The sequence below is a fragment of the Methylocystis iwaonis genome, assembly GCF_027925385.1.
GTDB classification, from domain to species: Bacteria; Pseudomonadota; Alphaproteobacteria; order Rhizobiales; family Beijerinckiaceae; genus Methylocystis; species Methylocystis iwaonis.
The window spans coordinates 1,220,744-1,245,436 of the sequence record NZ_AP027142.1 but is presented as its reverse complement, the minus strand read 5'-3'; the positions used below and the strand labels follow the sequence as shown (position 1 = coordinate 1,245,436).

At 64.5% G+C, this 24,693-nt stretch carries 24 protein-coding genes and 1 tRNA gene; 10 read left to right on the top strand and 15 right to left on the bottom strand.

The annotated features are described in order from the left end of the window. Window positions 1-86: 86 nt before the first annotated feature. Window positions 87-1,181, top strand: coding sequence for an S-methyl-5-thioribose-1-phosphate isomerase (gene mtnA, locus QMG84_RS06000; protein ID WP_281931148.1), 1,095 nt, complete (start codon window positions 87-89; stop codon window positions 1,179-1,181). 27 nt (window positions 1,182-1,208) lie between these two features. Here the strand turns inward: mtnA and QMG84_RS05995 are convergent, their stop codons facing one another. Next, window positions 1,209-1,856 (bottom strand): class II aldolase/adducin family protein, encoded by a 648-nt coding sequence (locus QMG84_RS05995; protein ID WP_281931146.1) that lies wholly within the window; start codon window positions 1,854-1,856, stop codon window positions 1,209-1,211. Window positions 1,857-1,932: 76 nt separating this feature from the next. Between QMG84_RS05995 and QMG84_RS05990 the strand changes: the two genes are divergently transcribed. Beyond that, window positions 1,933-2,008 (top strand) — tRNA-Ile (locus QMG84_RS05990). Between the two features lie 153 nt (window positions 2,009-2,161). On the opposite strand, the gene QMG84_RS05985 is transcribed toward QMG84_RS05990, so the two are convergent. Then, window positions 2,162-2,557 carry a hypothetical protein gene (locus tag QMG84_RS05985; protein ID WP_281931144.1) on the bottom strand — a complete coding sequence of 132 codons (396 nt, stop codon included), beginning with the start codon at window positions 2,555-2,557 and terminating at the stop codon, window positions 2,162-2,164. A 284-nt stretch (window positions 2,558-2,841) separates the two neighbouring features. Here QMG84_RS05985 and QMG84_RS05980 point away from each other — a divergent pair, with 284 nt between their 5' ends. Then, window positions 2,842-3,672 carry a sugar phosphate nucleotidyltransferase gene (locus QMG84_RS05980; protein WP_281931142.1) on the top strand — a complete coding sequence of 277 codons (831 nt, stop codon included), beginning with the start codon at window positions 2,842-2,844 and terminating at the stop codon, window positions 3,670-3,672. 467 nt (window positions 3,673-4,139) lie between these two features. Here QMG84_RS05980 and QMG84_RS05975 read toward each other — a convergent pair whose 3' ends face one another. From QMG84_RS05975 to QMG84_RS05935, 9 genes are all read right to left on the bottom strand, one after another. Continuing rightward, a complete protein-coding gene (locus QMG84_RS05975; protein ID WP_281931141.1) occupies window positions 4,140-6,629 on the bottom strand; it encodes an alginate export family protein in 2,490 nt (829 codons plus the stop codon). Window positions 6,630-6,970: 341 nt separating this feature from the next. Then, window positions 6,971-7,756, bottom strand: coding sequence for a trans-aconitate 2-methyltransferase (gene tam / locus QMG84_RS05970; protein ID WP_281931927.1), 786 nt, complete (start codon window positions 7,754-7,756; stop codon window positions 6,971-6,973). Between the two features lie 26 nt (window positions 7,757-7,782). Beyond that, window positions 7,783-8,877 carry a sulfate/molybdate ABC transporter ATP-binding protein gene (locus QMG84_RS05965; protein ID WP_281931139.1) on the bottom strand — a complete coding sequence of 365 codons (1,095 nt, stop codon included), beginning with the start codon at window positions 8,875-8,877 and terminating at the stop codon, window positions 7,783-7,785. Window position 8,878: 1 nt separating this feature from the next. Then, a complete protein-coding gene (gene cysW, locus QMG84_RS05960) occupies window positions 8,879-9,772 on the bottom strand; it encodes a sulfate ABC transporter permease subunit CysW (RefSeq protein ID WP_281931137.1) in 894 nt (297 codons plus the stop codon). Next, on the bottom strand, window positions 9,765-10,628 hold the full coding sequence (cysT, locus tag QMG84_RS05955) for a sulfate ABC transporter permease subunit CysT (RefSeq protein WP_202073864.1): 864 nt from the start codon (window positions 10,626-10,628) through the stop codon (window positions 9,765-9,767). The genes cysW and cysT overlap by 8 nt, the downstream gene beginning before the upstream one ends. Further along, on the bottom strand, window positions 10,625-11,587 hold the full coding sequence (locus QMG84_RS05950; RefSeq protein ID WP_246744963.1) for a sulfate ABC transporter substrate-binding protein: 963 nt from the start codon (window positions 11,585-11,587) through the stop codon (window positions 10,625-10,627). The genes cysT and QMG84_RS05950 overlap by 4 nt, the downstream gene beginning before the upstream one ends. Before the next feature lie 179 nt (window positions 11,588-11,766). Continuing rightward, window positions 11,767-12,048 (bottom strand): hypothetical protein, encoded by a 282-nt coding sequence (locus QMG84_RS05945; protein WP_202073865.1) that lies wholly within the window; start codon window positions 12,046-12,048, stop codon window positions 11,767-11,769. A 63-nt stretch (window positions 12,049-12,111) separates the two neighbouring features. Further along, complete coding sequence (locus QMG84_RS05940) at window positions 12,112-12,507, bottom strand: ArsC/Spx/MgsR family protein (RefSeq protein ID WP_202073866.1); 396 nt, start codon at window positions 12,505-12,507, stop codon at window positions 12,112-12,114. A gap of 148 nt (window positions 12,508-12,655) precedes the next feature. Beyond that, window positions 12,656-13,360, bottom strand: a complete 705-nt coding sequence (locus QMG84_RS05935) for an SIMPL domain-containing protein (RefSeq protein WP_281931133.1) — start codon at window positions 13,358-13,360, stop codon at window positions 12,656-12,658. Window positions 13,361-13,471: 111 nt separating this feature from the next. On the opposite strand from QMG84_RS05935, the gene QMG84_RS05930 reads away from it, so the two are divergent. The 4 genes from QMG84_RS05930 to QMG84_RS05915 all read left to right on the top strand — a co-directional run bounded on the left by QMG84_RS05930 (window position 13,472) and on the right by QMG84_RS05915 (window position 17,714). After that, window positions 13,472-14,152 carry a glutathione S-transferase family protein gene (locus tag QMG84_RS05930; RefSeq protein ID WP_281931131.1) on the top strand — a complete coding sequence of 227 codons (681 nt, stop codon included), beginning with the start codon at window positions 13,472-13,474 and terminating at the stop codon, window positions 14,150-14,152. 85 nt (window positions 14,153-14,237) lie between these two features. After that, a complete protein-coding gene (gene queG / locus QMG84_RS05925) occupies window positions 14,238-15,362 on the top strand; it encodes a tRNA epoxyqueuosine(34) reductase QueG (protein ID WP_281931129.1) in 1,125 nt (374 codons plus the stop codon). A gap of 96 nt (window positions 15,363-15,458) precedes the next feature. Continuing rightward, entirely contained in the window at window positions 15,459-16,691 is a 1,233-nt protein-coding gene (locus QMG84_RS05920; protein WP_281931128.1) for a hypothetical protein, read from the top strand. 15 nt (window positions 16,692-16,706) lie between these two features. Beyond that, entirely contained in the window at window positions 16,707-17,714 is a 1,008-nt protein-coding gene (locus QMG84_RS05915; protein ID WP_281931127.1) for a WD40 repeat domain-containing protein, read from the top strand. 256 nt (window positions 17,715-17,970) lie between these two features. Here the strand turns inward: QMG84_RS05915 and QMG84_RS05910 are convergent, their stop codons facing one another. Next, window positions 17,971-19,854, bottom strand: a complete 1,884-nt coding sequence (locus QMG84_RS05910) for an FRG domain-containing protein (RefSeq protein ID WP_281931126.1) — start codon at window positions 19,852-19,854, stop codon at window positions 17,971-17,973. Between the two features lie 289 nt (window positions 19,855-20,143). Continuing rightward, window positions 20,144-20,668, bottom strand: coding sequence for a hypothetical protein (locus tag QMG84_RS05905; RefSeq protein ID WP_281931125.1), 525 nt, complete (start codon window positions 20,666-20,668; stop codon window positions 20,144-20,146). Window positions 20,669-20,779: 111 nt separating this feature from the next. Here QMG84_RS05905 and QMG84_RS05900 point away from each other — a divergent pair, with 111 nt between their 5' ends. Then, complete coding sequence (locus tag QMG84_RS05900) at window positions 20,780-21,010, top strand: hypothetical protein (protein ID WP_202073873.1); 231 nt, start codon at window positions 20,780-20,782, stop codon at window positions 21,008-21,010. A gap of 23 nt (window positions 21,011-21,033) precedes the next feature. Beyond that, window positions 21,034-21,855: a bifunctional hydroxymethylpyrimidine kinase/phosphomethylpyrimidine kinase gene (thiD, locus tag QMG84_RS05895; RefSeq protein WP_281931124.1), complete on the top strand. Its 822-nt coding sequence runs from the start codon at window positions 21,034-21,036 to the stop codon at window positions 21,853-21,855. A gap of 33 nt (window positions 21,856-21,888) precedes the next feature. Here the strand turns inward: thiD and QMG84_RS05890 are convergent, their stop codons facing one another. Further along, window positions 21,889-22,389 carry an integrase core domain-containing protein gene (locus tag QMG84_RS05890; RefSeq protein WP_281930873.1) on the bottom strand — a complete coding sequence of 167 codons (501 nt, stop codon included), beginning with the start codon at window positions 22,387-22,389 and terminating at the stop codon, window positions 21,889-21,891. Between the two features lie 8 nt (window positions 22,390-22,397). Continuing rightward, a complete protein-coding gene (locus QMG84_RS05885) occupies window positions 22,398-23,081 on the bottom strand; it encodes a helix-turn-helix domain-containing protein (protein WP_281930871.1) in 684 nt (227 codons plus the stop codon). Between the two features lie 211 nt (window positions 23,082-23,292). Here QMG84_RS05885 and QMG84_RS05880 point away from each other — a divergent pair, with 211 nt between their 5' ends. Beyond that, window positions 23,293-24,654: an IS4 family transposase gene (locus QMG84_RS05880; protein ID WP_281929448.1), complete on the top strand. Its 1,362-nt coding sequence runs from the start codon at window positions 23,293-23,295 to the stop codon at window positions 24,652-24,654. Window positions 24,655-24,693 lie beyond the last annotated feature (39 nt).

Sequence of the window (24,693 nt, the reverse complement as noted above, 5' to 3'; positions counted from 1 at the left end):
GACGCTCGCGGTCGCCCCGGTTTACAAGTTCCTCACCTGAAGGCACAAGGGCCGAAAGCAAGAGGCATCGTGTGCGGGGGCGGAGGATGCGGATCGACGGCCGCGACTATCGGACGATATGGCTCGACCCAGATGGGCGGCGAGTCCATGTGATCGACCAGACCCGCCTGCCCCACCGCTTCGAGACGCTGGCGCTGGACAGTCTCGACGACGCCGCGCGCGCCATTCGCAACATGGTCGTGCGCGGGGCGCCGCTGATTGGCGTCACCGGCGCCTATGGCCTCGCGCTCGCGGTCGCAAGAGACGCGAGCGACGCCGCAATCGAGGCCGCCTACGCGCGATTGCTCGCTACGCGTCCAACCGCGGTCAATCTGCGCTGGGCGCTGGACCGCGTGAAAGCGCTGCTTCTTGCGGCGCCCGCCGAGACGCGCGCGGCGCGCGCCTATGCCGAGGCCGGGCGCATCGCCGAGGAGGACGTCGCCTGCTGCGAGTCGATCGGCGACCATGGCGCGACGCTCATCCGCGCGGCGGCGGAGAAGAACCCCGGCCGCCCGCTAAATATCCTGACCCATTGCAACGCCGGCTGGCTCGCGACCGTCGATTGGGGCACGGCGCTGGCGCCCATCTACAAGGCGGCGCGGGCGGGCGTTCCGCTTCATGTCTGGGTCGACGAGACCCGCCCGCGCAATCAGGGCGCAAGCCTCACCGCTTTCGAGCTTTTCAGCGAAGGCGTTCCCCATACGGTGATCGCCGACAACGCCGGCGGCCATCTGATGCAGCATGGGCGCGTCGATCTCATTGTCGTCGGCACGGACCGCACCACCCGCGCCGGCGACGTCTGCAACAAGATCGGCACCTATCTCAAGGCGCTCGCGGCGCATGACAATGGCGTGCCCTTCTATGTCGCTTTGCCCAGCTCGACGATCGACTGGCGCATCGCCGACGGCGTCGCCGACATTCCGATCGAAGAGCGCGACGCGCGCGAGGTGACGCATATCGCCGGCCTGGGCTCCGACGGCGTTGTCTCGGAGGTTCGACTGACGCCGGCGGGCTCCCCCGCGCGCAACTGGGCCTTCGACGTGACGCCCGCGCGCTATGTCACCGGGCTCATCACAGAGCGCGGCGTCTGCGCGGCGTCTAAGGAAGGGCTAGCGCGGTTGTTCCCGGAGCTTGCGGCCTAAGCCCTGGGTCTTGCGACGACGGCTCGCCTACTGGCGCGGCCCGTAAGTCTTGAACCGCTCCACCGTCCGCCAAATCTCGTCATCCGGCAAGATGACCGGCGCGCCCGCCAGCGCGCCGAGATAATAGACCCGCGCCAGCGCCTCCAGCTCCACCGCCCGCCACAGCGCCTTGCGCATGTCGGGCCCCGTGACGATCGCGCCGTGGTTCGCCAGCAGCACGCCATCGCGATTTCTCAGCCCCTCGACGACGAGCCCGGAAAGCTCCGCCGTGCCATAGGCGGCGTAGCCGACGCAGGGGACGGTCGGCCCGCCGAAGGCCGCGATCATGTAATGAACGGCGGGAATCTCCCGCCGCAGCGTCGCGAGAGTCGTCGCGTAGGTGGAATGCATATGGACGACGGCGCCGACGTCCGGCCGGGCGCGATAAATATCGAGATGGAAACGCCATTCGCTCGACGGCGGCAGCGGCCCCTCATAGGCGCCGCTGTCGTCGGCGAGCGTCATGCGCGCAATCGCCTCGGGCGCAAGCTCCCGCGCCGGCACGCCGCTCGGCGTCACGAGAACCGCCGCGCCCTCGCGCAAAGACAAATTGCCGGCGGCGCCATGATTGAGCCCGAGGCGCTCGAGTTCGAGCGCCCCGTCCAAGATGGCCCTTCTTTTCTCGGCTTCCGCCATCCCCGCCCCATTTCGCGCGACGATATTGCCCGCTCGGCAGATTGCTGTATAGGACGTAACGTCCCCGCGACGACAGGGGCCGGTAGCTCAATGGTTAGAGCCGACCGCTCATAACGGTCTGGTTGGGGGTTCGAGTCCCTCCCGGCCTACCAATGTTTTCGATGCTTTTAAAAATTTTCGCTCGCGCGAACATGCGCGCGCCGTCCATGGCGGCTCCCGCCATGGACGGCTCATTCTCAGCCCCTCAGGAGGGGCGGCGTATCTTTTCCGGAGATTTTCCCTTCAGCGTGAGACGAGGCGCCGGCTCACTTGCGCGGGGTCTCGCGCTCGTTGCGGCTCTTGCTCGAAATTTCCTCCGGCGGCTGCCACACGATATTCGCATTGGACGCCGTCGCCGCGCCCTGCCCGTTTCTGGCCGAGCGCAGCTTCTCGACGGCGCTGGCGGCGATTCGCCACTCGTCCGCGCTCCAATAGGTCGAGTCTGGCTTCACAGATGACGCAGGCTGCGTGGGCGCGGCGTAATTGTAGAGCTCGCGTGGCGCGTTTTGAACCGCGGAAAGCAAGCTCGACGCATCGATCGTATCATTCAGGCTTTCTGTCATACGGTTAGACCTTGTACCGCCAACAAGGCCGAGTCCGACGATCAGCGCGAGCAGCGCCGCAGGGCCGGCCACGTGTCGATTGAGTCTTGGCATGGTCATGACCACGGTCTCCTGTTTGGAAGATAGGTCATAACGCTCCGATCCAGCGTGTGTTTCAGTGATTTTTGATCTTACGCGACTCTCTTGGCCGAGCCGACGCCCGCCGCCAAGACGCGGCGCGCTTCATCCGAATCGCCAAATTGCGGTCCATGCCTGCGCCCAGTACAAACAATCCCCCGCGCCCCGACGAACAGACGGGAGCGCAACGCCTGGCAGGGACAAAAAGCGGCGTTCGTGCGGGAGAAAGGTAACGCCTGCGTTGGCGCGCTATGCAGGAGGTCGCAGTGCATCGTCACGCTGATTCCGGCGTCATTGGATATGCGCCTCCCATGCCGGAGGCGCGCGAGCAGGCGCTTCCGCCGCCATCCGGCGCAACGGCCGGCGCCGCGAGGCCCATCCTGCGCGCGGTCGTGATGGCGGGTGGGAAGGGAACGCGCCTGTATCCTTATTCGGCGCATTTTCCCAAACCGCTCATCCCTTTGGATGATATGCCAATCCTCGAGCTGCTGCTGAGGCGGCTGAAAATGGCCGGCGTCACCGAGGTGATCTTGGCCGTCGGTCATCTGCGCCATCTGATCGAAGCCTATTTCGGGGACGGCGCGTCTCTCGGCCTCGATATTCGCTACAAAGGCGAAGATCGTCCGCTCGGCACGGCTGGCGGGCTCGGCGCCGTAGTGGGCGACCTCGACGGCGATTTCTTCGTGACGAACGGCGATCTCCTCACGACGCTCGACCTAGACGGCATGCTGCGCCAGCATCGGGAGACTGGCGCGCATGCTTCCGTCGGCGTCTTCCAACGCAATGTGAAGCTCGAATTCGGCCTGGTGGAGATCGACTCCGAGCGCCGATTGACCGCCTATTACGAGAAGCCGCAGAACAGCTATCTCGTCAGCATGGGAATCTACATTCTGAACGCGGACGCTGTCCGGCCGCATATCGAAACGAATACGTATCTCGATATGCCTGAGCTTCTTTTGCGGATGAAAATGGCGGGAAAAGACATTCGCTGCTTCCAGGACGATTGCGTCTGGCTCGACATCGGCCGGCCGGACGATTTCGCGCTGGCTCAGAAAATGTTCGCCGAGGATCGGCAGCTCTTCCTGGGGTCGGAATGACTGGTTCTTGCCGGCAGCGGCGGCGACGTCGCCAAACAGGCCGGCGAGAACTCCCGCGGGCCTCGGTTCGTTGAGGAACAACCTCCGAGGCGGCCTCTTCCTTCGAGACGCGAGCTCCTCAGGATGAGGCCTAAGTGTTTTGTGTAGATGCAGAAGCCCCTCATGCTGAGGGGCCTGCGCAGCAGGCGTCTCGAAGCGCGAGGGGCGTCAACGCCACTTTGCCGGCAGCCGGCGCCATTCCCGACGCTTGCGCCGTTTGGACACACAGGAAATCACCGCCGTCATTACGAGGAGGCGGAGCCGACGACGCAATCCAGGGCGGCATCGCTGTCCTGGATTGCTTCGCTTCGCTCGCAATGACGGGCGCTGAATAAAACTAGCGCTTTTGTGGGTCTTCATTCCCGGTCGGGCTTCAGCCCGCCGGGAATGACACGCGCTTGATGCGAGCTGTTCAAACGGAAATGGCGTCAGTCCTTGCTCAGCATATCGAAATGCCGGCTGATCCCAGCCTGGATGAGATTCCCGTCGAATGTCGTGCGCGTATTCGTTGCGACGGCATAGAAGCCGTTGGGCTGAACGGCGACGCCGCGGGCGTAGACTGATCCGAGGTCGTAACGAAGATACTCTGCCTTCGCCGACCAATTCGGCATGAACATCCATTCGACGCCGCCGCCCGCCGTCCAGCCGATGCGCGAGTCGTCGAACGTCGCCGTGGCGTTGGTGATATTCGCGCCCGCCGCGCGCCGCGTGAACAGCGCCGTATTGGAGGTCACGCCGCCATAGGCCATGCCGCCCGTGCCGTAGAGCTGAACGGTGGGAGTCACCAGATAGCCGAGCCGGCCGCGGATCGTGCCGAGATAATTGAGCGTCGCGGTACGTTGGTCGTAATTGATGAAGGCGTTCGCCCCGACGGGAACCAGGTTCGCCTGCCACTTCGTCGCCGTATTGCCGGAGACACCGTGAAGATCGGCCTCCAGGCCCGCCACGACATTATTGTCGAATCTCCAGTTCGTGCCGAGATGGAGGCCGCCGATGAAACCGGCAAGATTGCTGGAGCCGGCGGGCATCGTCGACGCAAGCGCCACGGGCGTGCTCGCGGCCGCATTGCTGATGGGATAGACGGCGCCGTTCCAGAACGGGCTCGACCAAGCCCCGCCCCCGTTCAGACCGACATAGACGTCGCGCCAGCTCGGCGCTTTCGCTTCCGTAGCATTCAGCTTGACGCCGTCCCAGAACTGCGATGCCGGATCCTTCGTAATCGGCTGGCCGTCGCCAAAGGCGTTCACGCTCGCTTCGAGATAGAAGAAGTCGGTCGGCTTGGCCGTCAGCCCGTTCGTCGTTCCCGTCTGACCGGGGAAGGACTGCGGATAATAAGGCTGCAACGCCACCGCCTGCGCGAAGCTCGACGTAAAGGAGCCCGGCCAGAATCGGGCGTAGCTCGCCGTCAGATTGATAAATTGGGAAAGCTTGTAGCGGGCGCGGATGTCGAACTCCGTACCGACGAAAGTCCCTCTATTGCCAAGCGGGGCAGAGAGATTGGCGCGGTCCCACGCCCCGGCGGCGCTTGCCAGCCAATAGGCGCTGAAGGCCGTGTCGATCTGCAGGTTTTTCGCTGGCGTGAACTCGAGGCGCGCCTTCGGCGCCTTCATATTGTTCCACGCCATATAGTCGTTTCGAGAGAAGGGCTGGTTGAAGCCGTAGAAGATGTCGAAGTTTTGGCTGGCGCTGTCGTAAGGGCTCTTGTCGCCGGAGCCATATGTGTAAACCAAGCTGACGCGCGGCTTCCAGGGGTGATCGGCGAAAGTATAGCCCGCCTCGATGCCATAAGCGATGGAGTCGAGCTGCACGGTCCTTTGCACGGCAGTCGTATTCGCGCCGATCGCCGCGAACTCGCCGGTGTAGCCGAGCTGCTTGTTGATGTCGAAGTCATAGTCGAAATTGCCGAGCACGCCATAAATGCGCACGCCCGGCGCATAGGTCTCGCGCGCGACCTTGAGCGAATTCGATGTGTTGAAGGGGTCAGCGAATTGCTTTCGGCCAATGAAGTAAGGCTGCACCGTCGCATATTCGGACCAACGGCGGATACTGAGCACGCTGCCGTAAATCCAGTTCTGCCAGTCGGGCCGGTCGAACTGATAGGGGTAACGCACCACCGGCCGCATCAGGAAGCTGTCGAGATCCCAGTCGTTGTCCTTCTTGCCGATCTTGACGCGAAACCCCTCGAAATTATTCGTCGTGTTGCGGAATTCATTTTCCGCGATCAGACGACGGTCGAGCAGCTCGAAATGGAAGCGGCCGGCGCGCGCCATCAAGGGACGATCGTTGCCGCGATCGTCCTTGCCAAAGGCGTCTTTGAAGTAGAGTTCGCCATAGGCGGAGATCAGATCGGTCTCGTTTATCTCCTGGCCCTGGTACTGATAGATGCTGTTGAATGCGCGCGAATCCTGGAACTCGACCACAGCGCGGAATGGGTCGAGAATGTTCTGGATGCCGAGATAGACGCGCGTCCGCGATAGCCAGAGCGAATTCGGGAACATTTTGCGCTGCGACGACGGCGGGTTCTGCGACGTGTTGGTCCACGGCCGATAGTCGTTCTGGCGATATTCGAATCGCGCGCGTGAATCGAGGCCGACGTTCAGCCAGTCGATTCCCTCGAACTCCTTATAGGTCTTGCCGAGGTTGCGCACATAGGGCGGGATGTCCGGCTGCGGCTCCAGACGATAGGCGCGCGTGGGCACATAATAGCTTTTCGGTCCTTGGGGCTTGGCTTCGGCCGGCTGACCAGCAACGGGCTTCAGCGGCTTGTTCGACCCGGAAGCCTTCTTTTTTGTCTCCTGCCCTTTCGTCTCGACCACATTGGCGGCGGCCTTTTCTTCGGCAAAAGCCCAAGCGGGCGCGATCGCCACAAGCGCCGCGACCGCGACCCCGAGCTTCAACTGCCGCTGCAAATTTAGCATCCCCACCCCTCGTCCTTTAATTGTCCCCTGCCCGCGCCGCATCGTCGCTAGCATTTCCGATTCCAATTCAAACCCAGCCAGCCCTACCTGTCTATGGAATTAATAGACTATATAATCTTTCACGCTAAACCGTTGCCGTAATGCCACACTGTTCCCGCGCCCGTGGCGACCAAATGCTCGCATGAAAGCGCGCCAGCTTTCTGAATCTGCGCGCTTTCTCACGCTCGCATGATTCCATGCGAGCGGAAAGCGCGCTAGGCTAGCGGTCGTTCCGCGACAAGGCAAAATATGGGGAGATTGGGCTTTTGGCTCGCGCTCGCCCGGCGAGAGCGCCGCTATTGCTATTTCTGCAACACAAAGAAGAGTCGCGGGTAACGCAGAAGCACTTTGCCGTTGGGTTGCCTCGGATAGGCTTGCGCGAGACGATCGCGATAGCGCGAGAGAAAGTCCGCGCACTCTTCCGCATTCAATAAATCGAGGAACGGACGCAACCCGGAACCTTCGAACCAATCGACGACGCCCTGGTGACCATCGAGCGGATGGATATAGACCGTTTGCCAAATGTCGATATGCTGGCAAAAAGGCGCGAAAAGATCGTAATATTCGTCGGCCTGTCCGATGACCGTGAATGATTTCGCGACAGGCACCAGCCGATTGGCCCAAGGACCGTCCGCCGCCACCATGCGCATGGCGGCGTGAGAGAACTCATGGGTGTTGTCTGGCATTTGCACCGCGAGGCGCCCACCCGGACGCAGCGAATCGAGCAACGCCTGCATCAGTTTTCGATGATCGGGAAGGAAGTGCAGCGCGGCGTTTGCGAATATGACGTCGGCATGTTCGGGCGGCGCCCAATCGGCAATATCTTCCTTGATGAAGCGCGCACTTGGCACGCGCTCGCGGGCGACAGCGAGCATATTGTCGGACTTGTCGACGCCCACGACCTCGGCGCCCATAAAGCTGCGCGTCAGCAATTCCGTGCTATTGCCCGGGCCGCAGCCGAGATCATAAACGAGCCGCGTTTCGCAAAATGGGATGCGCGCCAGCAAATCGCGCGCGGCGCGCGTGCGCTCTTGCTCGAACTTCAGATAGAGATCCGAGTTCCAGTCGCCCGTCGCGGCGCGCGTCAAAGGGGAATCGTCGACCGAGACGGCGGTCAAATGCCCTCCCCCGCCTGCACGTAATCGACTTCTTTTTGGCTCGCTGGAAAAATCCGGGCCTTGGCGAGCGACAAAGGCACGCGATCGCCGAGCGCCGCCGCCCGATCGAGCGGCGAGTCGATTTCGAGCGTCTGGTCGTAGCCGTCGATCGCAATGGTCGCGCGCACGCCGGCCGGCGTGCGGCGCAGGCTTTCCACGCGCCCTTCCAGCTCGCCCGCGCCGTCGGCCGCGACAGCAATATCGGCCGGGCGAAAGAACACGCGCGCCGGGCCGCTGCGCAGGCCATGCGTGTCGATATGAAGCTTTCGATCGCCGAAGACCACATGGCCGGCGTCGACGTTGACAGGAAGCGCCACCGCCTCGCCGACGAAGGAGATCACGAAAGGCGACGCCGGTTGGTCGTAAAGTTCCGCAGGCGTGCCGATCTGTTCGATGCGCCCCTCGTTCAACACGACGACGCGATCGGCAAGCTCCATGGCTTCGTCCTGGTCGTGCGTGACGAAAACCGTGGTGAGGCCCGTCTCCTTGTGCACCTCACGCAGCCAGCGACGCAGGTCCTTGCGCACGCGCGCGTCGAGCGCGCCGAAGGGTTCGTCGAGCAGCAGCACGCGCGGCTCGATGGCCAAGGCGCGGGCGAGCGCGACGCGCTGGCGCTGGCCGCCCGAGAGCTGCGCCGGATAACGATCGCCGAGCCCCTCGAGCTGCACGAATTTCAAAAGTTCCGCAGCGCGCGCCGCAATATCGCCGCGCGACGGCCGCGAACGTCGCGGACGCACCTTGAGGCCATAGGCGATGTTGTCGGCCACCGTCATGTGCTTGAAGAGCGCATAGTTCTGAAAGACGAAACCGACGCGCCGATCCTGCACGGGAAGATTGGTGGCGTCCTCGCCGTCGAAGTAGACATGGCCGCGATCGGGCGCGTTCAGCCCCGCGATCACGCGAAGAAGCGTCGTCTTGCCCGAACCCGAAGGACCAAGCAGCGCGACGAGCTCTCCCGGCTGAATGTCGAGGCTGACGTCGCGCAGCGCGGCGAAAGCGCCGAAGTCCTGCGCGACATTTTCGACGCGGATCGAAAAACCCTGCTTCCTCATGTCAGTGCCGCCTTCCGCGCGCTGCGAGAGCGTCGGCGTGCCGCCATTCGAGGAAAGTTTTGATTCCGAGCGTGACGAGCGCCAGCCCTGCAAGGAGAACCGCGAGCGCGAAAGCGGCGACGTTGTTGTACTCATTGTAGAGAATCTCCACCTGAAGCGGAATTGTGTTGGTCGAGCCGCGAATATGACCGGAGACGACGGAGACGGCGCCGAATTCGCCCATTGCGCGGGCGTTGCACAGAAGCACGCCGTAGAGCAGGCCCCATTTGATATTGGGCAGCGTCACGGTGAGGAAGGTGGTGAAGCCCGAAGCGCCGAGCGTAAGCGCCGCTTCTTCTTCCACAGTTCCCTGCTCCTGCATCAACGGAATGAGCTCGCGCGCGACGAAGGGAAAGGTGACGAAAATCGTCGCGAGCACAATGCCCGGCACGGCAAACACCACTTGCCATCCATGCGCCGAAAGCCAATGGCCGAAGAGACCCTGCGCGCCGAACACCAGCACATAGACGAGACCTGAAACGACCGGCGACACGGAGAAGGGCAAATCGATCAGCGTGACCAAAAGGCTCTTACCGGGGAAAGAGAATTTCGCGATCGACCAGGCGGCCGCGAGGCCGAAGACGAGATTGGCGGGCACGGCGATGGCTGCGACGATCAAAGTGAGCTTCACCGCCGCGATGGCGTCCGGCTCGCTGAACGTCTCCAGAAAGGTCGGCAGACCCTTGGCCATGGCCTCGGAAAAAACCACGGCCAGCGGCGCGAAGAGAAAGATCAACAGAAAGAGGAAAGTCGTCGCAATCAGCAGATGGCGCGTGGCGGGCGCATCCTGCGTGACGGGACGCACTTTCACGCCCGCATGGGCGCGTGGGAGAGATGCGACGGCGGTCTCAGACATGACCGAACCTCTTGCGGCTCCAGGCCTGGATCAGATTGATGACGAGCAGCGCGATGAAGGAAATGGCGAGCATGATGGTCGCAATGCCCGTGGCGCCGGCGTAGTCATATTGCTCCAGCTTCACGACGATCAGCAGCGGCGCAATCTCCGACACATAAGCAATGTTGCCAGAGATGAAGATCACCGAGCCATATTCGCCGACGCCGCGTGCGAAGGCGAGCGCGAAGCCGGTCAGCAGCGCGGGCACGAGCGGCGGCAAAAGCACGCGCACGACCGTTTGCAGGCGCGAGGCGCCAAGCGTGCCGGAGGCTTCTTCGAGTTCGACTTCGAGTTCGGAAATAATCGGCTGCACGGTGCGCACGACAAAGGGCAGGCCGATGAAGACGAGCGCGACGAGAATGCCCCAGCGCGTGAAGGCGATCTTCACGTCAATATCCGCGAGCGGCGCGCCGAACCAGCCGTTGGGCGCGTAAAGCGCGGCGAGCGAGATGCCCGCGACGGCCGTGGGCAAAGCGAAAGGCAAGTCCACGAAAGCGTCGAGCAGGCGCCGGCCGGGGAAATCGTAACGCGTCAGCGTCCAGGCGACGATCAGGCCGAAGATGAGATCGATGATCGCCGCCAAAAAGGCGATCGAAAAGGTTGTCTGCAGAGACGCCGCCACGCGCGGCTCGATGGCAATATGATAAAGGCCGGAAAATCCGAGCCCCGACGAACGCCACACCAGCGTCGCCAGGGGAAACAGCACGACAAGCCCCAGATAGAGCAGCGTGTAGCCAAAGGTGAGGCCGAAGCCGGGGATGACGCTCGGCGCTTTGAAGCGCCGAGCGTTGCGTCCTGCGAAGGTCGGGGAGGTCACTTCGCAGGCTCTTGTTTCTGGATGTCGTCGAACACGCCGCCGTCGGCGAAGAACTTCTTCTGCGCAGCGGCCCAGCCGCCGAAGGTCTTATCGACCGTGAAGAATTCGATCTTCGGCAGTCTTTTCAGATCTTCCTTCGCCGCAGCTTCCGGATGCGCCGGGCGATAGAAATTCTTCGCGATGATCGCCTGCGCCTGCGGCGTGTAGAGGAAATTGACATAGGCCTCGGCGACTTTCTTATTGCCCTTGGCCTCCGCATTGCCGTCGACCACCGCGACGGGCGGCTCGGCCAGCACCGAGAGCTTCGGCGCAATAATCTCGAATTTATCGGCGCCGAATTCCTGCAGCGCCAGGAAAGCCTCGTTCTCCCAAGCGATCAGCACGTCGCCCAATCCGCGCTGGGCAAAGGTGATGGTGGAGCCGCGTGCGCCCGTGTCGAGCACAGGGGCGTTCTTGTAGATAGCCTTGACCAAGTCCTTGGTCTTGGCCTCGTCGCCCTTGAATTTATCCAATCCATAGCCCCAGGCGCCAAGGAAGTTCCAACGCGCCCCGCCGGAGGTCTTGGGATTGGGCGTGATGACCGCGACGCCCGGCTTGGCGAGATCGCTCCAATCCTTGATCCCCTTCGGATTGCCCTTGCGGACCAGGAAGACGATCGTCGAGGTGTAGGGCGAGGCGTTGTTCGGAAGGCGCTTTTGCCAATCGGCGGGAATCTTCCCCGTCTTCGTCGCAATGGCGTCGATGTCGGCGGCGAGCGCCAAGGTCACGACGTCGGCGTTGAGGCCGTCGATCACCGCACGGGCCTGCGCGCCGGAGCCGGCATGCGAGGCTTGCAGCTCGATCGTCTCGCCGGTCTTGGCCTTCCAATCCGCGGCGAAGGCCGGATTGATCTGCTTATAGAGCTCGCGCGTCGGATCGTAGGAGACGTTCAGCAGCGCCTGCCCCGCCTGGGCGGACATGCCGCCGAATACGCCAAAAGCCCCAGCCAACGCCAACATGCGAAGAAGCGCGTCGACCTTCCCCCACCCCTTATGCATCTTTCTACTCCATCTATTAGACCTAGAAAGTCTATAGTCGGAATAGACTATTTGGCAAGGGGGTTTTTCGCCCCGGTTGAGGTTTCAAAATTATCCACAGTCTAATCGATGAATTTGACCACATCCGAAAGGGTGATCGCGACGACGCCGTCGGCGGCCACCTGGCCGCGGGCGTATTTCTCGCTGGCCACGGCCTCCAGCGCCGCACGGTCGGCGTCGAGCTGGCCTCTCAGCTCGTCGTCGTCGGGGAGCGCGGAATCGCCCTCCAGAGCGTCGTCCGAAATGAACACCCGCACGGTCTGCTGGGCGCCCCGAATGCGCATCGAAAAGGAGAAGCCATTGTCCTCCCGCACGATTTCTGAATCGATATGCTCAAGCGGCATCAGCCCGCGCCCTCTCGCTCCGTTTCGAAAGAAATGCGCAAGACGCCGTTCGGTTCCCGTTTATCAGGCGTCCATCGCGCAGCGATCCGAGACGCCCTCGGCATCGGGCTTGAGCCCGATCCAACGGTTCACGGCGGCGGGATCGAAGCCCGACTCGCAGTGATCGCCGACCCGCATGAGCGGCCGGCGGATGAGGCCGGGGTCGAGGATCAACATCACCAGCGCCTCCTGCGGATTCACGGCGTCGGGGTTCACCTCTCCCGATTTCACGCGCGGGGAAGCGGCGTTGAACCATTCGCGCACAGGCTTGGCCCCGAAATAGGGACGCAGGCTCGACGCGCTCCAGGGCTCGTGGAGAAGGTCGCGGACGTCCACCTGATGGCCCGAGGCGAGCAGCAGCGCTTTTTGTTTCGCATTGCTGGCGCAGCCGGGCTTTTCATAGAAAATGACATTCGCCATGGGCAGCCTCTCTACGAGACGGCGATATACATTTTGCCTATCGCACCACATATTATAGCGCGTAATGCCGCGATGCGGCGCCCGAATGACATGCAAGCGCCCAGGCGCCACGCTCTAATTTCGCGCAGTCTGCCCAACTCTTGAGAAATCAACGCGCGAGCGCCCAGGTGACGGAGACGCGCTCGGTGACGCGCTGCAAACCCGGCCGCAGGGGCGCCGAAAAGGCGTCGCGCGCCATCGCGACGCGGGCCTCCGACATCGGCCTCGGCGCGGCTTCGTCGAACGGGCGAATCTCCACGACGCGCCCGAGCCGCAGGCCCGCGGCTTCGGCGTAAACCCGCGCGCGCCGCTCGGCGTCCTTCACCGCCGCAGCGCGCAAAGCGTCGCGTTTCGCGGTCAGATCCGAATTGTCGTAATCGACGCCGTCGACGCTGTTGGCGCCCTTGTCGATCACCGCGCCGATGACGTCTCCGGCTTTCTCGGCGGGCTTCACGAAAACCGCCAGGCTATTGCTCGCCCGATAGGCTTGAACGGTTTTCGCCTTGCCCTTGGCGTCCCGATCCTCGGTGGATATTGGGGACAGAAAGACGCCTTGCGTCTGCATATCGGTCTCGGCGACGCCCATTGTCTTGAGCTGCGAGAGGATGGCCCCGATCGTTTGAGCGTTGTCGGAAGACGCCGCCGCCGCTGTCGGACGCTCGGTTATGACCCCGAAATGCAAGACGGCCCGGTCCGGAGCCACCTCCTCCGCCGCCTCGCCGACGACGGAGACATTGGGCGTCGTGTCCTTGAGGGATTCTGCCCGGGCAAAGCCGCAAAAGATCATAGTCGCTGCGAGGATGAAACGAATCATGGCATATCCCTGCGCCCAAGTGCAGCCGCAAAAGCGCCCGCTTGCGGCTTTAGCCGAGTTCAACCATACAGGAACCGAGCGTGGTCGTCCCGCGCGCCGCGAACAGGCCTCATGCCCCTTCTTTACCATTACCCGCTTTGCCCGCATTCACGCTTCGTCCGGCTCATCCTCGCGGAATATGGCGTCGCCGTTGAGTTGATCGAGGAACGCGCCACAGACCGCCGACCGGAATTCCTCTCGCTCGATCCCGCCGGTCGGACGCCCGTCTTTATCGACGACGACGGGACAATCGTGCCAAGCGCCGTGATCGCCGAATATCTGGACGAGACCTACGGCGCCCAGCAGGGTCCGCAACGCCTTCTGCCGCCGGAAAAGCACGCACGGATCGAGACGCGCCGGCTGGTCGACTGGTTCAATGTGAAATTCTTCGAGGAAGTCACGAGCTGGCTGGTCACTGAGAAGGTCTATAAGCGCTTTTCGCCGCAGGGCGGCGCGCCGGACATGGATCTGGTGCGCATCGCGCGCGCCAATGTCCGTCATCACATGCGCTATATCGGCTATCTGACCGGCGCGCGGAATTGGATTGCGGGCGATCGCCTCACTTACGCGGATTTCGCCGCCGCCGCGCATCTCTCCTGCGTCGACTATCTCGGCGACGCCCCCTGGGAGGAGGACGAGGCGGCCAAGCATTGGTATCAGCGCATCAAGTCGCGGCCGGCCTTCCGCCCGCTCCTCGCCGATCGCGCGCCGGGCATGACGCCGGGCCCCTATTACGCCGAGCTGGATTTTTAAGCCTGCCCGGACCGCGCGCCTTCCGGCGCGCATTTTTCTAAAGCGAGCCGGAAGGCTCGCGGTCCGATGCTATATGTGCGGCCGTATGACAACCGAGAGCGCGATCCGCGCCCACGCCCTCAGCCTCGGATTCGACGCCTGCCGCTTCACCACCGCAGAGGCTGATCCGCTATTGGCCGAACGCCTGCGCGCATGGCTCGAATCCGGCGCGCATGGCGACATGGGTTGGATGGCGGAGACCGCCGACCGCCGCGTCTCCCCGAAAGCGCTATGGCCCGAGGCGAAGAGCGTCGTCATGCTCGGCCTCAATTACGGCCCCTCGGTCGATTCCCTCGCCGCGCTCGCCAACCGCGAGGCCGGCGCGATCTCGGTCTATGCGCGCCACCGCGACTATCACGACATCGTCAAAGGGCGTCTGAAACAGCTCGCCGCCTTCATGCTCAAGCGCGCCGGAGGCGGCGACGTCAAAGTCTTCGTCGACACCGCCCCGGTCATGGAGAAGCCGCTCGCGCAACAGGCGGGGCTCGGCTGGCAGGGCAAGCACACCAACCTCGTCTCCCGCGATTTCGGCTCCTGGCTCTTTCTCGGCGCAATCTTCACCGATCTGGCGCTTACGCCCGACGCGCCCGAGCGCGACCATTGCGGCTCCTGCCGCAACTGCCTCGACGCCTGCCCGACGGGCGCCTTCACCGGGCCCTACCAGCTCGACGCGCGCCGCTGCGTCTCCTACCTTACGATCGAGCACAAAGGCCCGATTCCCCATGCGCTCCGGGAGGCGATCGGCAACCGGATTTACGGCTGCGACGATTGCCTCGCCGCCTGCCCCTGGAACAAATTCGCCCGGGTCGCGCGCGAGGCGAAGCTCGCCGCCCGGCCCGATTTGGAAAGCCCCGCCCTCGCCGAACTCGCGCAGCTCGACGACGCGGGCTTTCGCGCCCTCTTCTCCGGCTCGCCGATCAAGCGCATCGGCCGGGCGCGCTTCATCCGCAATGTTCTCATCGCCATCGGCAACAGCGGCGCGGCCGCGCTCGCGATTCGAGCCGAGCGGCTCCTCGCAGACCCCGATTCGCTCGTCCGCGGCGCCGCCGTCTGGGCTCTCGCCAAGCTCGCGCCACAACGTCTCGTTGCATTGCGGCAGCTCTACGCCTCCGAGCGCGACGAGAGCGTCCGCGACGAATGGGCAAAAGTGACACACTTTGGAAAAAAGTAGCCCCTAGGATCAATTTCGTGCGATGCAGCACACTTGCCGATCAGCATTTCGATCTAATCTGAAGAAGATAAAGACCCGATCGAGCCAGCCGGCGCCATGACCAGTTTCTCACGCGGACCTGCAGACGACCCATCCGAGGAGGCCGCGCGCCTTCTGCTCCGGATCGGCGTATTCATGCTCTTCGTGATCTCGCTGCTCGCGCCGATCCTCGCGCGGCAGACGGTCTATATCCTGCTGCCAGTCGGCGCGGCGCTGCTCCTCGCCTCCGCCCTGCTCTCCAGCAACAATTATTCTGGAAGCTCGCTGAAGGCGCTTCTGGCCTCGCCGCCGGTCTGGGCGGCGCTGCTTCTCGCATTTTGGGCGGGCGTGTCGCTTGTCTGGACGCCTTTCGAGGGGCCGGCCGAACGCTTCGGCAAGGCGGCGGCGACCATGGCGCTCGTCGCGGCCGCGGCGAGCTTCATGCCGCTGCGCACCAAGACCTCCAATCTCAATCTGTTGCCGATCGGCGTCGCCGCCTCCGCGGTCGCGCTCGTCGCCATCACTTTGCTGACCGCGCCGAAATATTCGGTCGAGGATATTCTCGACGTGAGCCCGCTCGGGCGCGCTGGTCTCGGCCTCGCGCTGCTGGTCTGGCCGGCGATGGGCGCCCTCGCCGTGCGTGGCCGCTGGGTCATGGCCGGCGGTTTGGGGCTCGCCACCTTCCTCGCCTGCTTCCTCGCGGGCGCGCCGAACGCGCTGCCGGCCCTGGTCGGCGGCGGGATCGTTTTCGGCTTCGCCTTCGGCCGGGCGCGGGCCGCATCGCTCGCGCTCGCTGGCTTGATGGCGGCGGTTGTGCTGGTCGCGCCTTTGGCGGCGCTCGCGACGCAGGTCGTTTGGCCGGAACATTCGCCCGAATTCTTCAAGCACCTCGCCTTCTGGGGCCGGATGATCGCCAGCGACGGGCCGCGCACGCTCCTCGGCCACGGTTTCGGCGCGGCGACCTGGGGCGTGCTCGGCGGCTATCTGCCGCCGACGACCCCGCGCAGCCTGATCTTCCAGATCTGGTTCGATCTCGGCGCGCTGGGCGCGGCGGCCCTCGCCCTTGCCCTCGCCCGCGCGAGCCTCGCCGTCGGCCGGGCGCGCGCGGCGCTTGCGCCTTTCCTACTCGGGGGCTTGACCGCAAGCTTCGTCATCTGCCTGCTGGGGCCGGCCGCCGAGCAGCTCTGGTGGCTGACGCTCGCGGGGCTCGACGCCATCGCCTTCGCTCTGGTAATGCGCGGTCAATTCCGCAAGCGCCGCCCGGTCCTGCCGATCGGCCTTGGCGCGCGCCCGGCTGACGACGCCGTCTGACGAAAGAGTTTTTCCTTGGCTGAATATCCGTCGCTGACCTCCGCGGTCGAGCCGCTCGCGCTCGGCGAATCCATCGTCGCAGGGGCCTGGCTCGGCGATACGCCCGCTTTCGCGCTGGCTGACGGAAATATTTTTCTCGGCGACGCCGAGGAAGGCCGCAGGGTCCCGGCGCATCCGGACGCCGCCATTCTGGTGGCGGCGCGCGACGGCCGGCGCCTCGTGACCGGCGGCGACGACGGCCGCGTGGTCGCGATCGACGCCAATGGCGCGCTCGAGACCGTCGCCGATGAGAACGGCAAATGGATCGACGCGCTCGCCCTGCACGAAGGCGCCATCGCATGGTCGGCCGGCCGCAACGCCCGCGCCCGCTCGGCCAAGGGGGAGGTCAAATCGATCGATCTGCCCTCGACCTGCCGGGGCCTCGCCTTCTTCCCCAAGGGCTACCGCCTCGCCGCCGCCCATTACAATGGCGCGACGTTGTGGTTCCCCAATGCCGGCAAGCCCGAGGTCCTCTCCTGGAGCGGCTCGCATCTCGATACGACGATCTCGCCCGACGGGCGCTTCCTCGTCACCTCCATGCAGGAGAACACGCTGCACGGCTGGCGCATCGCCGACGCCAAACATATGCGCATGGCGGGCTATCCCGGCAAAACCCGCAGCTTTTCCTGGTCCTTCGACGGAAAATGGCTCGCCACCTCGGGCGCCGACGCCTGCATCCTCTGGCCCTTCTCGGGCAAGGACGGACCGATGGGCCAAAGCCCGCGCGAATGCGGCGTGCGCACGAATGTGCCGGTGACGCGCGTCGCCTTCCATCCCGGCGCGCTGGTCGTCGCGATCGGCTACGAGGACGGGATGGCGCTGCTCGCGCGCGTGACGGACGGTTCGGAAATCCTCGTGCGGCGCCCGGCGCAAGAGGCTAAGAACGCCCGCATCAGCACGCTGGCCTGGGACGCCAAAGGCGCGCGCCTGCTGTTCGGATCGGAAAGCGGCGACGCGGGCCTGCTGACGCTGCCGAAGGGGTAGCGGGGAAATCGAACGCTTGGTTTGCGCGACTGAGGCGGGTGAGAGCAGGTGGGGTGAGACCGCTTTTGACCCATATCCGACCTCACGCATGTCTGCTTCTGGCGGTTCCGGGGCATGTGATCGAATCCAGGGTAACGCGCTTGCGCTTGAGATCGCGATGCACGGCGACTCAGTCCGGCTCCTGGAACCGCCGGTGACCGCGCTTGCTGCGCCGATTGGCGTGAGGAGCCCCTCCAGCGCCGATCACATAAGGAGGCTAATGATAGCGAGCCACCTGATCAGCGCCAATTGATCTGAACTGCGGAAGCTCGGAAAAGCGCAACATGGCGGCGTAAGCGGGATCTTCGTGGGGCGGCGGGAAGAGTTCGTCGAAGGTGGCCTTGGTAGGCCAATCGCCAGGCTTCAAACGAAAAGCGCAGACCACGGCCTCGCCCAGCCGGTTCTGATGGTCACCATGTCCGCCCAGGAAGAAGCTAGCTTTCTGGCGTAGGGGACGGAGCGCGCCTAATCCGAAAGCATTGAGCTCACGACAGCCCTGCAGCGACATGCCCGTTGAGTGAGTGATTTGCTGGCAGGCGAAGATGACGGGCCACTTCTGCGGCTCGCGTTCCCAGTCTCCTGGGGCCATGGCCGTGTATGTGGCCGGCGGTCCACCTGACCACTTATTTGTCGCGAACCAGAGCGCGATGTCGATGTCAGTGGTGACATCCAGCCCGTGGCTCGGCAGTCCATAATGCTGGGCGAGCGCCATGATCGCGTAGTCGATGTCGCAGGTCAGCCGCCCCGACTCCTCGACCCAGGCGCGATAGTCCGCTTCGTCTTCGGCGTCTGCGCCGCGGGCGCCGAACAGCTCCGCCTCCAGGAAGTGGCGCAGCGCAAAGTGCAGCGAGTCGTAGTCGAAGCGCTTACGTGCCGCCGATGTCACCAAGGATGGTTCCGGCCGCGCGTTGGCGCCGAATAGAAGGCGCTGAATCTTTGAGTGGCGCTGCAAGGGGTAGAGCATTCCCTGGCCGCGATAGAACACCCCTTCATCACTCCGCTTCGGAATGGCAGCTGCGATGTTACGCAATTCCATTTCCGACCCAACCTCGATGATCGGCGCGCAGTAGTGCTTGCACCGGATCAGGCCAGCATGAACAGTGTTCGCGTAGAAGTCCGTGTAGTGGTCTCGAAGCACATCCTCGCCGCCGAGCAGCGCTTGGTTGCCGAAGCGCCGGGCCCAGAACGGGGTGCGATAGTTCGTGTCCACGATCAAGCCCGGCAGGACGTCGGGTCCTCGTGGGCCGGTCCCGAGAATAGCCCGGTCAGGCAGGTTGACGGCGTTGAACTCGTCGACCGACAGGCCGCCGAAATGGGTGAAATCTCCCTGAGCCTGCTGCAGTGGCGCGGCCAGGGAGATCGGCACAACGACGATGCCGCTATCAGTCAAGGCCTTGGCGTCGTCAGCGTCGTAACCGACGCGGTCCGCGTAGTCCTGATTGACCTTGGGGTTCGCAATCTGCGGGCTCGTGGCATATTGGCTGAAGAACTGCACGTTCCGCGCGCCGCCGCCCCAGGCCCCCAGCGAAGCCGCGGCATAATGAAATCGCGTCGGCAATACGCGCGAGGAGTGGTCGAGCACGTGCAGGTTCGGATCGGCGAAGCCTTGGGCCGCCATGCCGGCGTGAAGCTCTTCGCGGCGACGGGCTATCAGCAAGGCATAGCCTTCGACCAAAGTCCGAAGGTGGCCCAGGAAGTGACGATAGGCGGCTGGCCAGGGCGAGGTTTCGTCCCAGCGGAGCGCCGTTGGTCCAATCTGCCGGATGAGGTAGGGCTTGACGCCAGGACCAAACAAGGCCTCGATCCCGGCAAGAGCGGCCGGTGTGTTGCGCACGGCGGTTGAGCCACACAGCAGCGCGATGGATTGATCATTGAGGTCGATGCGCGATATCAGGCCCCTGATGGCGTTCAACACCGCACCGCGCCGATCAGGTTGCACCGAGGGGAAGTCCAGGATGAGATGACAACCCTCCGCTGCGCGGGGATTGGCCAGGAACGCGGCCAAGGCGACGGTGTCCGCGCTGAGGAGCGGAAAGTGGGTATCGGCAAACACCACCCGGAACAACTCCGCCGGCGGCATCCCAGTGTCCGAAGTCACCATTTCAACTTTCGCCTCTTGACCTGCGAAGTGTTGAGCAAGTTGCCACGGATCGTCAATCGCACCTACAGGACAATTGCGTCCCGGGGGCCGATTGGTCGCCGACGAGCGCGATGATTGCTTCTAATCACTCCTACGCTACTAGCCCTTTAATTCGACGCCGAACCGTGGCGGACCGCCAGCGCGAACTTACGTGGTTTGAACTGTCACGAACCCATTGTGTCCGGAACCAGGTCGGCAATCAACGTCCGCTCCTGGCGCTTTTCGGCCTTTAATGACGTGCCCGCTCAAACTAAGAGTCCGGCCGCCAGATGATATCCCCCGCGCGCTCCACCGGCCACGCCAAAACCGCCGCCTTCAATCTTAGCGCCCTGGCGCTTGCTGTGCGCGGCTCCGCGAAATAGCGGCCGAGGGCCGCCCGCGTATCCTCGTCCGGCTCGGCGGGGATGCAGCGCCAGAGCACATCCACGCGCCGACCTATATATTTGGCTGGATCAAGCAGGCTGCGCCCAAATCTCGACGGACCGAAATCCGCCGTGAAGGGCTTGCGGTTCCACAGCCGCGCGCCGGGCCGCCGCCGGAAGAACGCCCACATGTCGAAGTCTTGCACCCCGTCGCTCGCCGCGGGGGCGAGGAAGTGATCGGCGGCGCCCTGGCAGAGGCAGATTGCGAGAAGATGGCCGTCGTAGAGCGCGCGTTTGGCCGGATGCGCGACGAACGCCTGTTCGATCCGCTCGCGCGCAATATCCGCCAGCCGGCGCAGGTCCGCGATGTCGATCGTCTCGAAAGAGCGGGCGTTGCGCGGCGCCTTGCTCATGCGGTTTGCCCCTCTCAGCCCTCCATCGCGGAACGCCCCCGCTCCCTTCGGGTTTAAGTGTTACCCCGATGAACCGGCGCCCAAGAGCCACCCCGCCAAAGAGCCACGTCCATGACCAACAAAGCCGAAAGCGATCCTCACCAGCATATCCGCCAGATGGCCGCCTATCTCCAGGAGACGATCAACCGCCTGCACGAGGACATCGAGAAGGTCGACGAGCCGCAACTCAAGGCCATGTTCGAAACCTCGGCCGAAGTGTTGAGCGGGCTCAAAAAGGCCTATAGCGACTACGAAGAGAAGAAGGAGCCCGCCTGGCCCGGCGGGCGCGAATTACATAGCTGAGACGCGAAAGGAGCAAGCGGGATTTGAACAAAACGCGCAAGCTCCTCTCGATCGCCGGCTCGGACCCCTCTGGCGGCGCCGGCATACAGGCGGATCTGAAAACCTTTTCCGCCTTCGGCTGCTACGGCATGGCGGCGATCACCGCGCTCACCGCGCAAAATACGCGGGGCGTGGTCGCCGCCTTCCCGGTCGCGCCCGACATCGTCGCGGCGCAGATCGCCGCGGTGATGGCCGACATCCCGCCCGACGCCGTCAAGATCGGCATGGTCGCGACGCCTGAGATCGCGGCGGCGATCGCCGGGGCGCTGGGCGCCGCGCCGCGCAATGTCGTGCTCGACCCCGTGCTGATCCCGACGCAAGGCGCGAGCCTTGCCGCCGCGGGGCTGGAGCGCGCGCTGATGACGACGCTGCTGCCGCTTGCCCGGCTCGTGACGCCCAATATCTTCGAGGCCTCGGCTCTTTCCGAGACGCCGCTTGCCCGCACAACCGACCAAATGATCGCGCAAGGCCGCATGCTGGTCGACGCCGGCGCCAAGGCGGCGCTGGTGAAGGGTGGCGATCTCTCCGGCGAGCCGGTCGACGTGCTTGTCGCCGACGGCGAAACCCGCCTCTTCCATGGCCGCCGCGTCGCGACCCGGCACACCCATGGCACCGGCTGCGCGCTCTCCTCCGCCATCGCCGCCGGCCTCGCCAAGGGCGAACCGCTCATCGACGCCATTGCGGCGGCGAAGGTGTGGCTCGAGGGGGCGCTGGAAGCGGCGGACGGGCTGGAACTGGGCGAGGGGCGTGGGCCGCCGAACCATTTCTATGGGATGTGGCGCTTGAACGACCGGCAACTCTCCTGACAGTTTGGACCGGCAACATCCCTGACAGAATTGCTACTCTGGTTTGCGCTGCGTTTCCACTGCTGAGCGCAGCCGCGCGCGCGGCGGAGCGAAGCGGTGGAAACGCAGCGCAGGATCAATGACGCCGAGATCGCGGCCGATGAAGCGGACGATATGGCCGCCGTCTTCCAGCTCCGCGAGGCCGACCAGCTCTCCGGCCAGAGCCTCGCCGATGAACACGGTCTCGCCGCGCCATTTGATCGATCCCTCGGAGCGGACCCGGCGGACCTCATGGTCCGCGTCGTACCAGGGCTCGTCGATCCTTTCCGGCAGGAGCCGTCCCGGCCGCGACCAATGACTTGCCGGCGTCGTCTGTTCGAGCGCCTCATGCGGACGCTCCTCGTTGTAGCTGCGCCGGAACGCATCGAAACGCGCCTGCTGCTCCATCCTGTCGCTCGCTGGGGACTTCGCCGTTTCATCCTTCAAGGTGCGATGCATGCGTTCGTGCCGGCCGTTGTGCTGCGGCGCGGCCGGCGGGATGAAACGCGGCTCCACGCCGAGCTTCAAAAGCCAGACCGAAAGCCGCGAAAGTCCACCGGCGCCCGTCGCGCCGAAGGGCGCGCCATTGTCGGAGCGGCCGGCAGGCCGATGTCGCTGAAAATGCGCAATAGCGCGCCCTTGACCCCATCATGCGTCGGCGGCGTGATCCGAACGTCGACGAGGTAGCGGCTCGCCGTGTCGGAAACCGTCAGCGGATCGATGCGTCGGCCATCGCGCGTGCGAAACCAGCCCTTGAAGTCCATCGCCCATTCGCCGTTGGGCGCATCCGAGCCGGCGATGATCTCGCCTCGGCCGACCGGGCGGCGACACCGCGGCTTTGCTGCGATCAGGCCCTCACGCTTCAAGATATCGCCGATGGTCGACGCCGCGGGCCACGCTGTTTCGGGGGCGCCGAGCAAGAGGCGCGCCCTGATCTTCTTTGGCCCAAAGTGCGGAAAGCGGCGGCGCAGATCCAGGATCCTGGCGATTGTCTCGGCCGTCGCCGCCTGCGGCGCACGCAACGGCGCCCGGCTCCGCTCCTCGAACCAGCGCGCCTCGCCGCTCTCGCGCCGGCGTTTCCAAACGTAGAATGTCTCGCGGCTCACGCCGTAAAGCCGGCACAACTCCGACACGGTGAAGACCCCCGTGTCGAAATCCCGAAACAAAGCGATCCGCTCTTCCACCGCCGCGCGCTCCCTGATAGGCATCGCCCGCATCTCCTCTCGAAGACACGAACTTGACTGTCAGGAATGCTCCCGGTCCAATCTGTCAGCTATCTCGCCGGTTCATACCGCTGATACGCCCCCTCCCCGACCCTCCCCCCCGCCATAGCTACCGCATGCACACAAGTCTGGGCTTGCGGGGGCGGGCTTGGTTTGATTCCTTTCTGGTGATGAATCGGGAGGGATCGAGGATGGCTTGGCTCGGCGAACTCGGGTCGTTCGGCGACGAACGGCTCAAAAAAGGGGGCGCGATTTTCTGTCGGCGCTGGTCGAGAAGAAGCGCTGCTGCCTGCGCAAACTCGGCGGCTCCCGCGCTGGCGAGGTGCGGTTCGGGCGCTTCTTGCGCAACCCGAGCGTGACGAAAGAGGAGATGCTGGCGACGGCCGCCGCGCAGACGGGCGGGCGCGTCGCGGGGCGCAAGCTCCTCGTCCTGCAGGACACGAGCGAGCTGAATTTCTCGGGGCACGCGGCGAGCAAGCGCGGCTTCGGCACGGTCGGCAACGGCGCGGACATCGGCTTTTTCATTCACCCGCAGCTCGTCGTCGATGCGCTGACGGGCGGGATCATCGGGCTCGCCGGCGCGAGCGTGATCAACCGGACGGACGGCGCGGCGACCGATCGGCGCAAGCGCGGGCCGGATGAGAAAGAGTCGCGCCGTTGGCTCGCCGGCGCGCAGACGGCGGGCGCGGTTCTCGGCGCGGCCGAGGAGATCACCGTCGTCGCCGACCGGGAAAGCGACATCTACGACGAATTCGCCCGCCGCCCCGCCAATGTGCATCTTCTGACGCGCGTGGCGCAGGACCGCGCGCTGGCGAACGGCTCCCGGCTGTTCGCCTTTGCGCGCGCCCTGCCGGAGGCGATGCGCTACGAGATCGAGGTTCCGGCCAAGGGCGCCCGGGCGGCGCGCAAGGCGGTCGTTTCGTTGAGCTTCGGCAAAGCCGCGATCGCGCGCCCGCTGACCGCCGACAAGGCGTTGGCGCCGAGCGTGACGCTTTCCCTCGTCGACGTGCGGGAGATCGATCCGCCTGCGGGCGAGGCTCCCGTGCATTGGCTGCTGTCGACGACGCATGCGGTCGACTCCGTCGAGGACGCGCGGCGCATGGTGTTCTGGTATCGCCGGCGCTGGCTGATCGAGCAGATGTTTCGCACCTTGAAGGGCCAATGCCTGCGGGTGGAGGAGAGCCAGATCATCGAGATGGAGCCGCTGGCGAAACTCACCGTGGCGGCGATGATTGCGGCCGCGCGCGTGCTGCAACTGGTGCAGGCGCGCGACGGAGCCACGGGGCAGACGCTCGCCGACGCCTTCGAGGAAGCCGACGCGCCTTTGATCGAAGCCTTGACGGCGAAGCTCGAAGGCAAGACCGAGAAGCAGAAAAACCCACACGCCAAGGGCACGCTGGCGCGCGCCGCCTGGGTAATCGGCCGCCTCGGCGGCTGGTCCGGCTACGTCGGCGGCGGCTACAAGCCGCCCGGCCCCAAAACCATGTATGACGGCCTCGTGGAATACGACGCCATCAGGCGTGGCTGGACCATCGCGAGACTTGTGCGACTCCCGTAGGCCGCCATAGGGCGTCTGAAAGACGCCCGTCTTTCGACG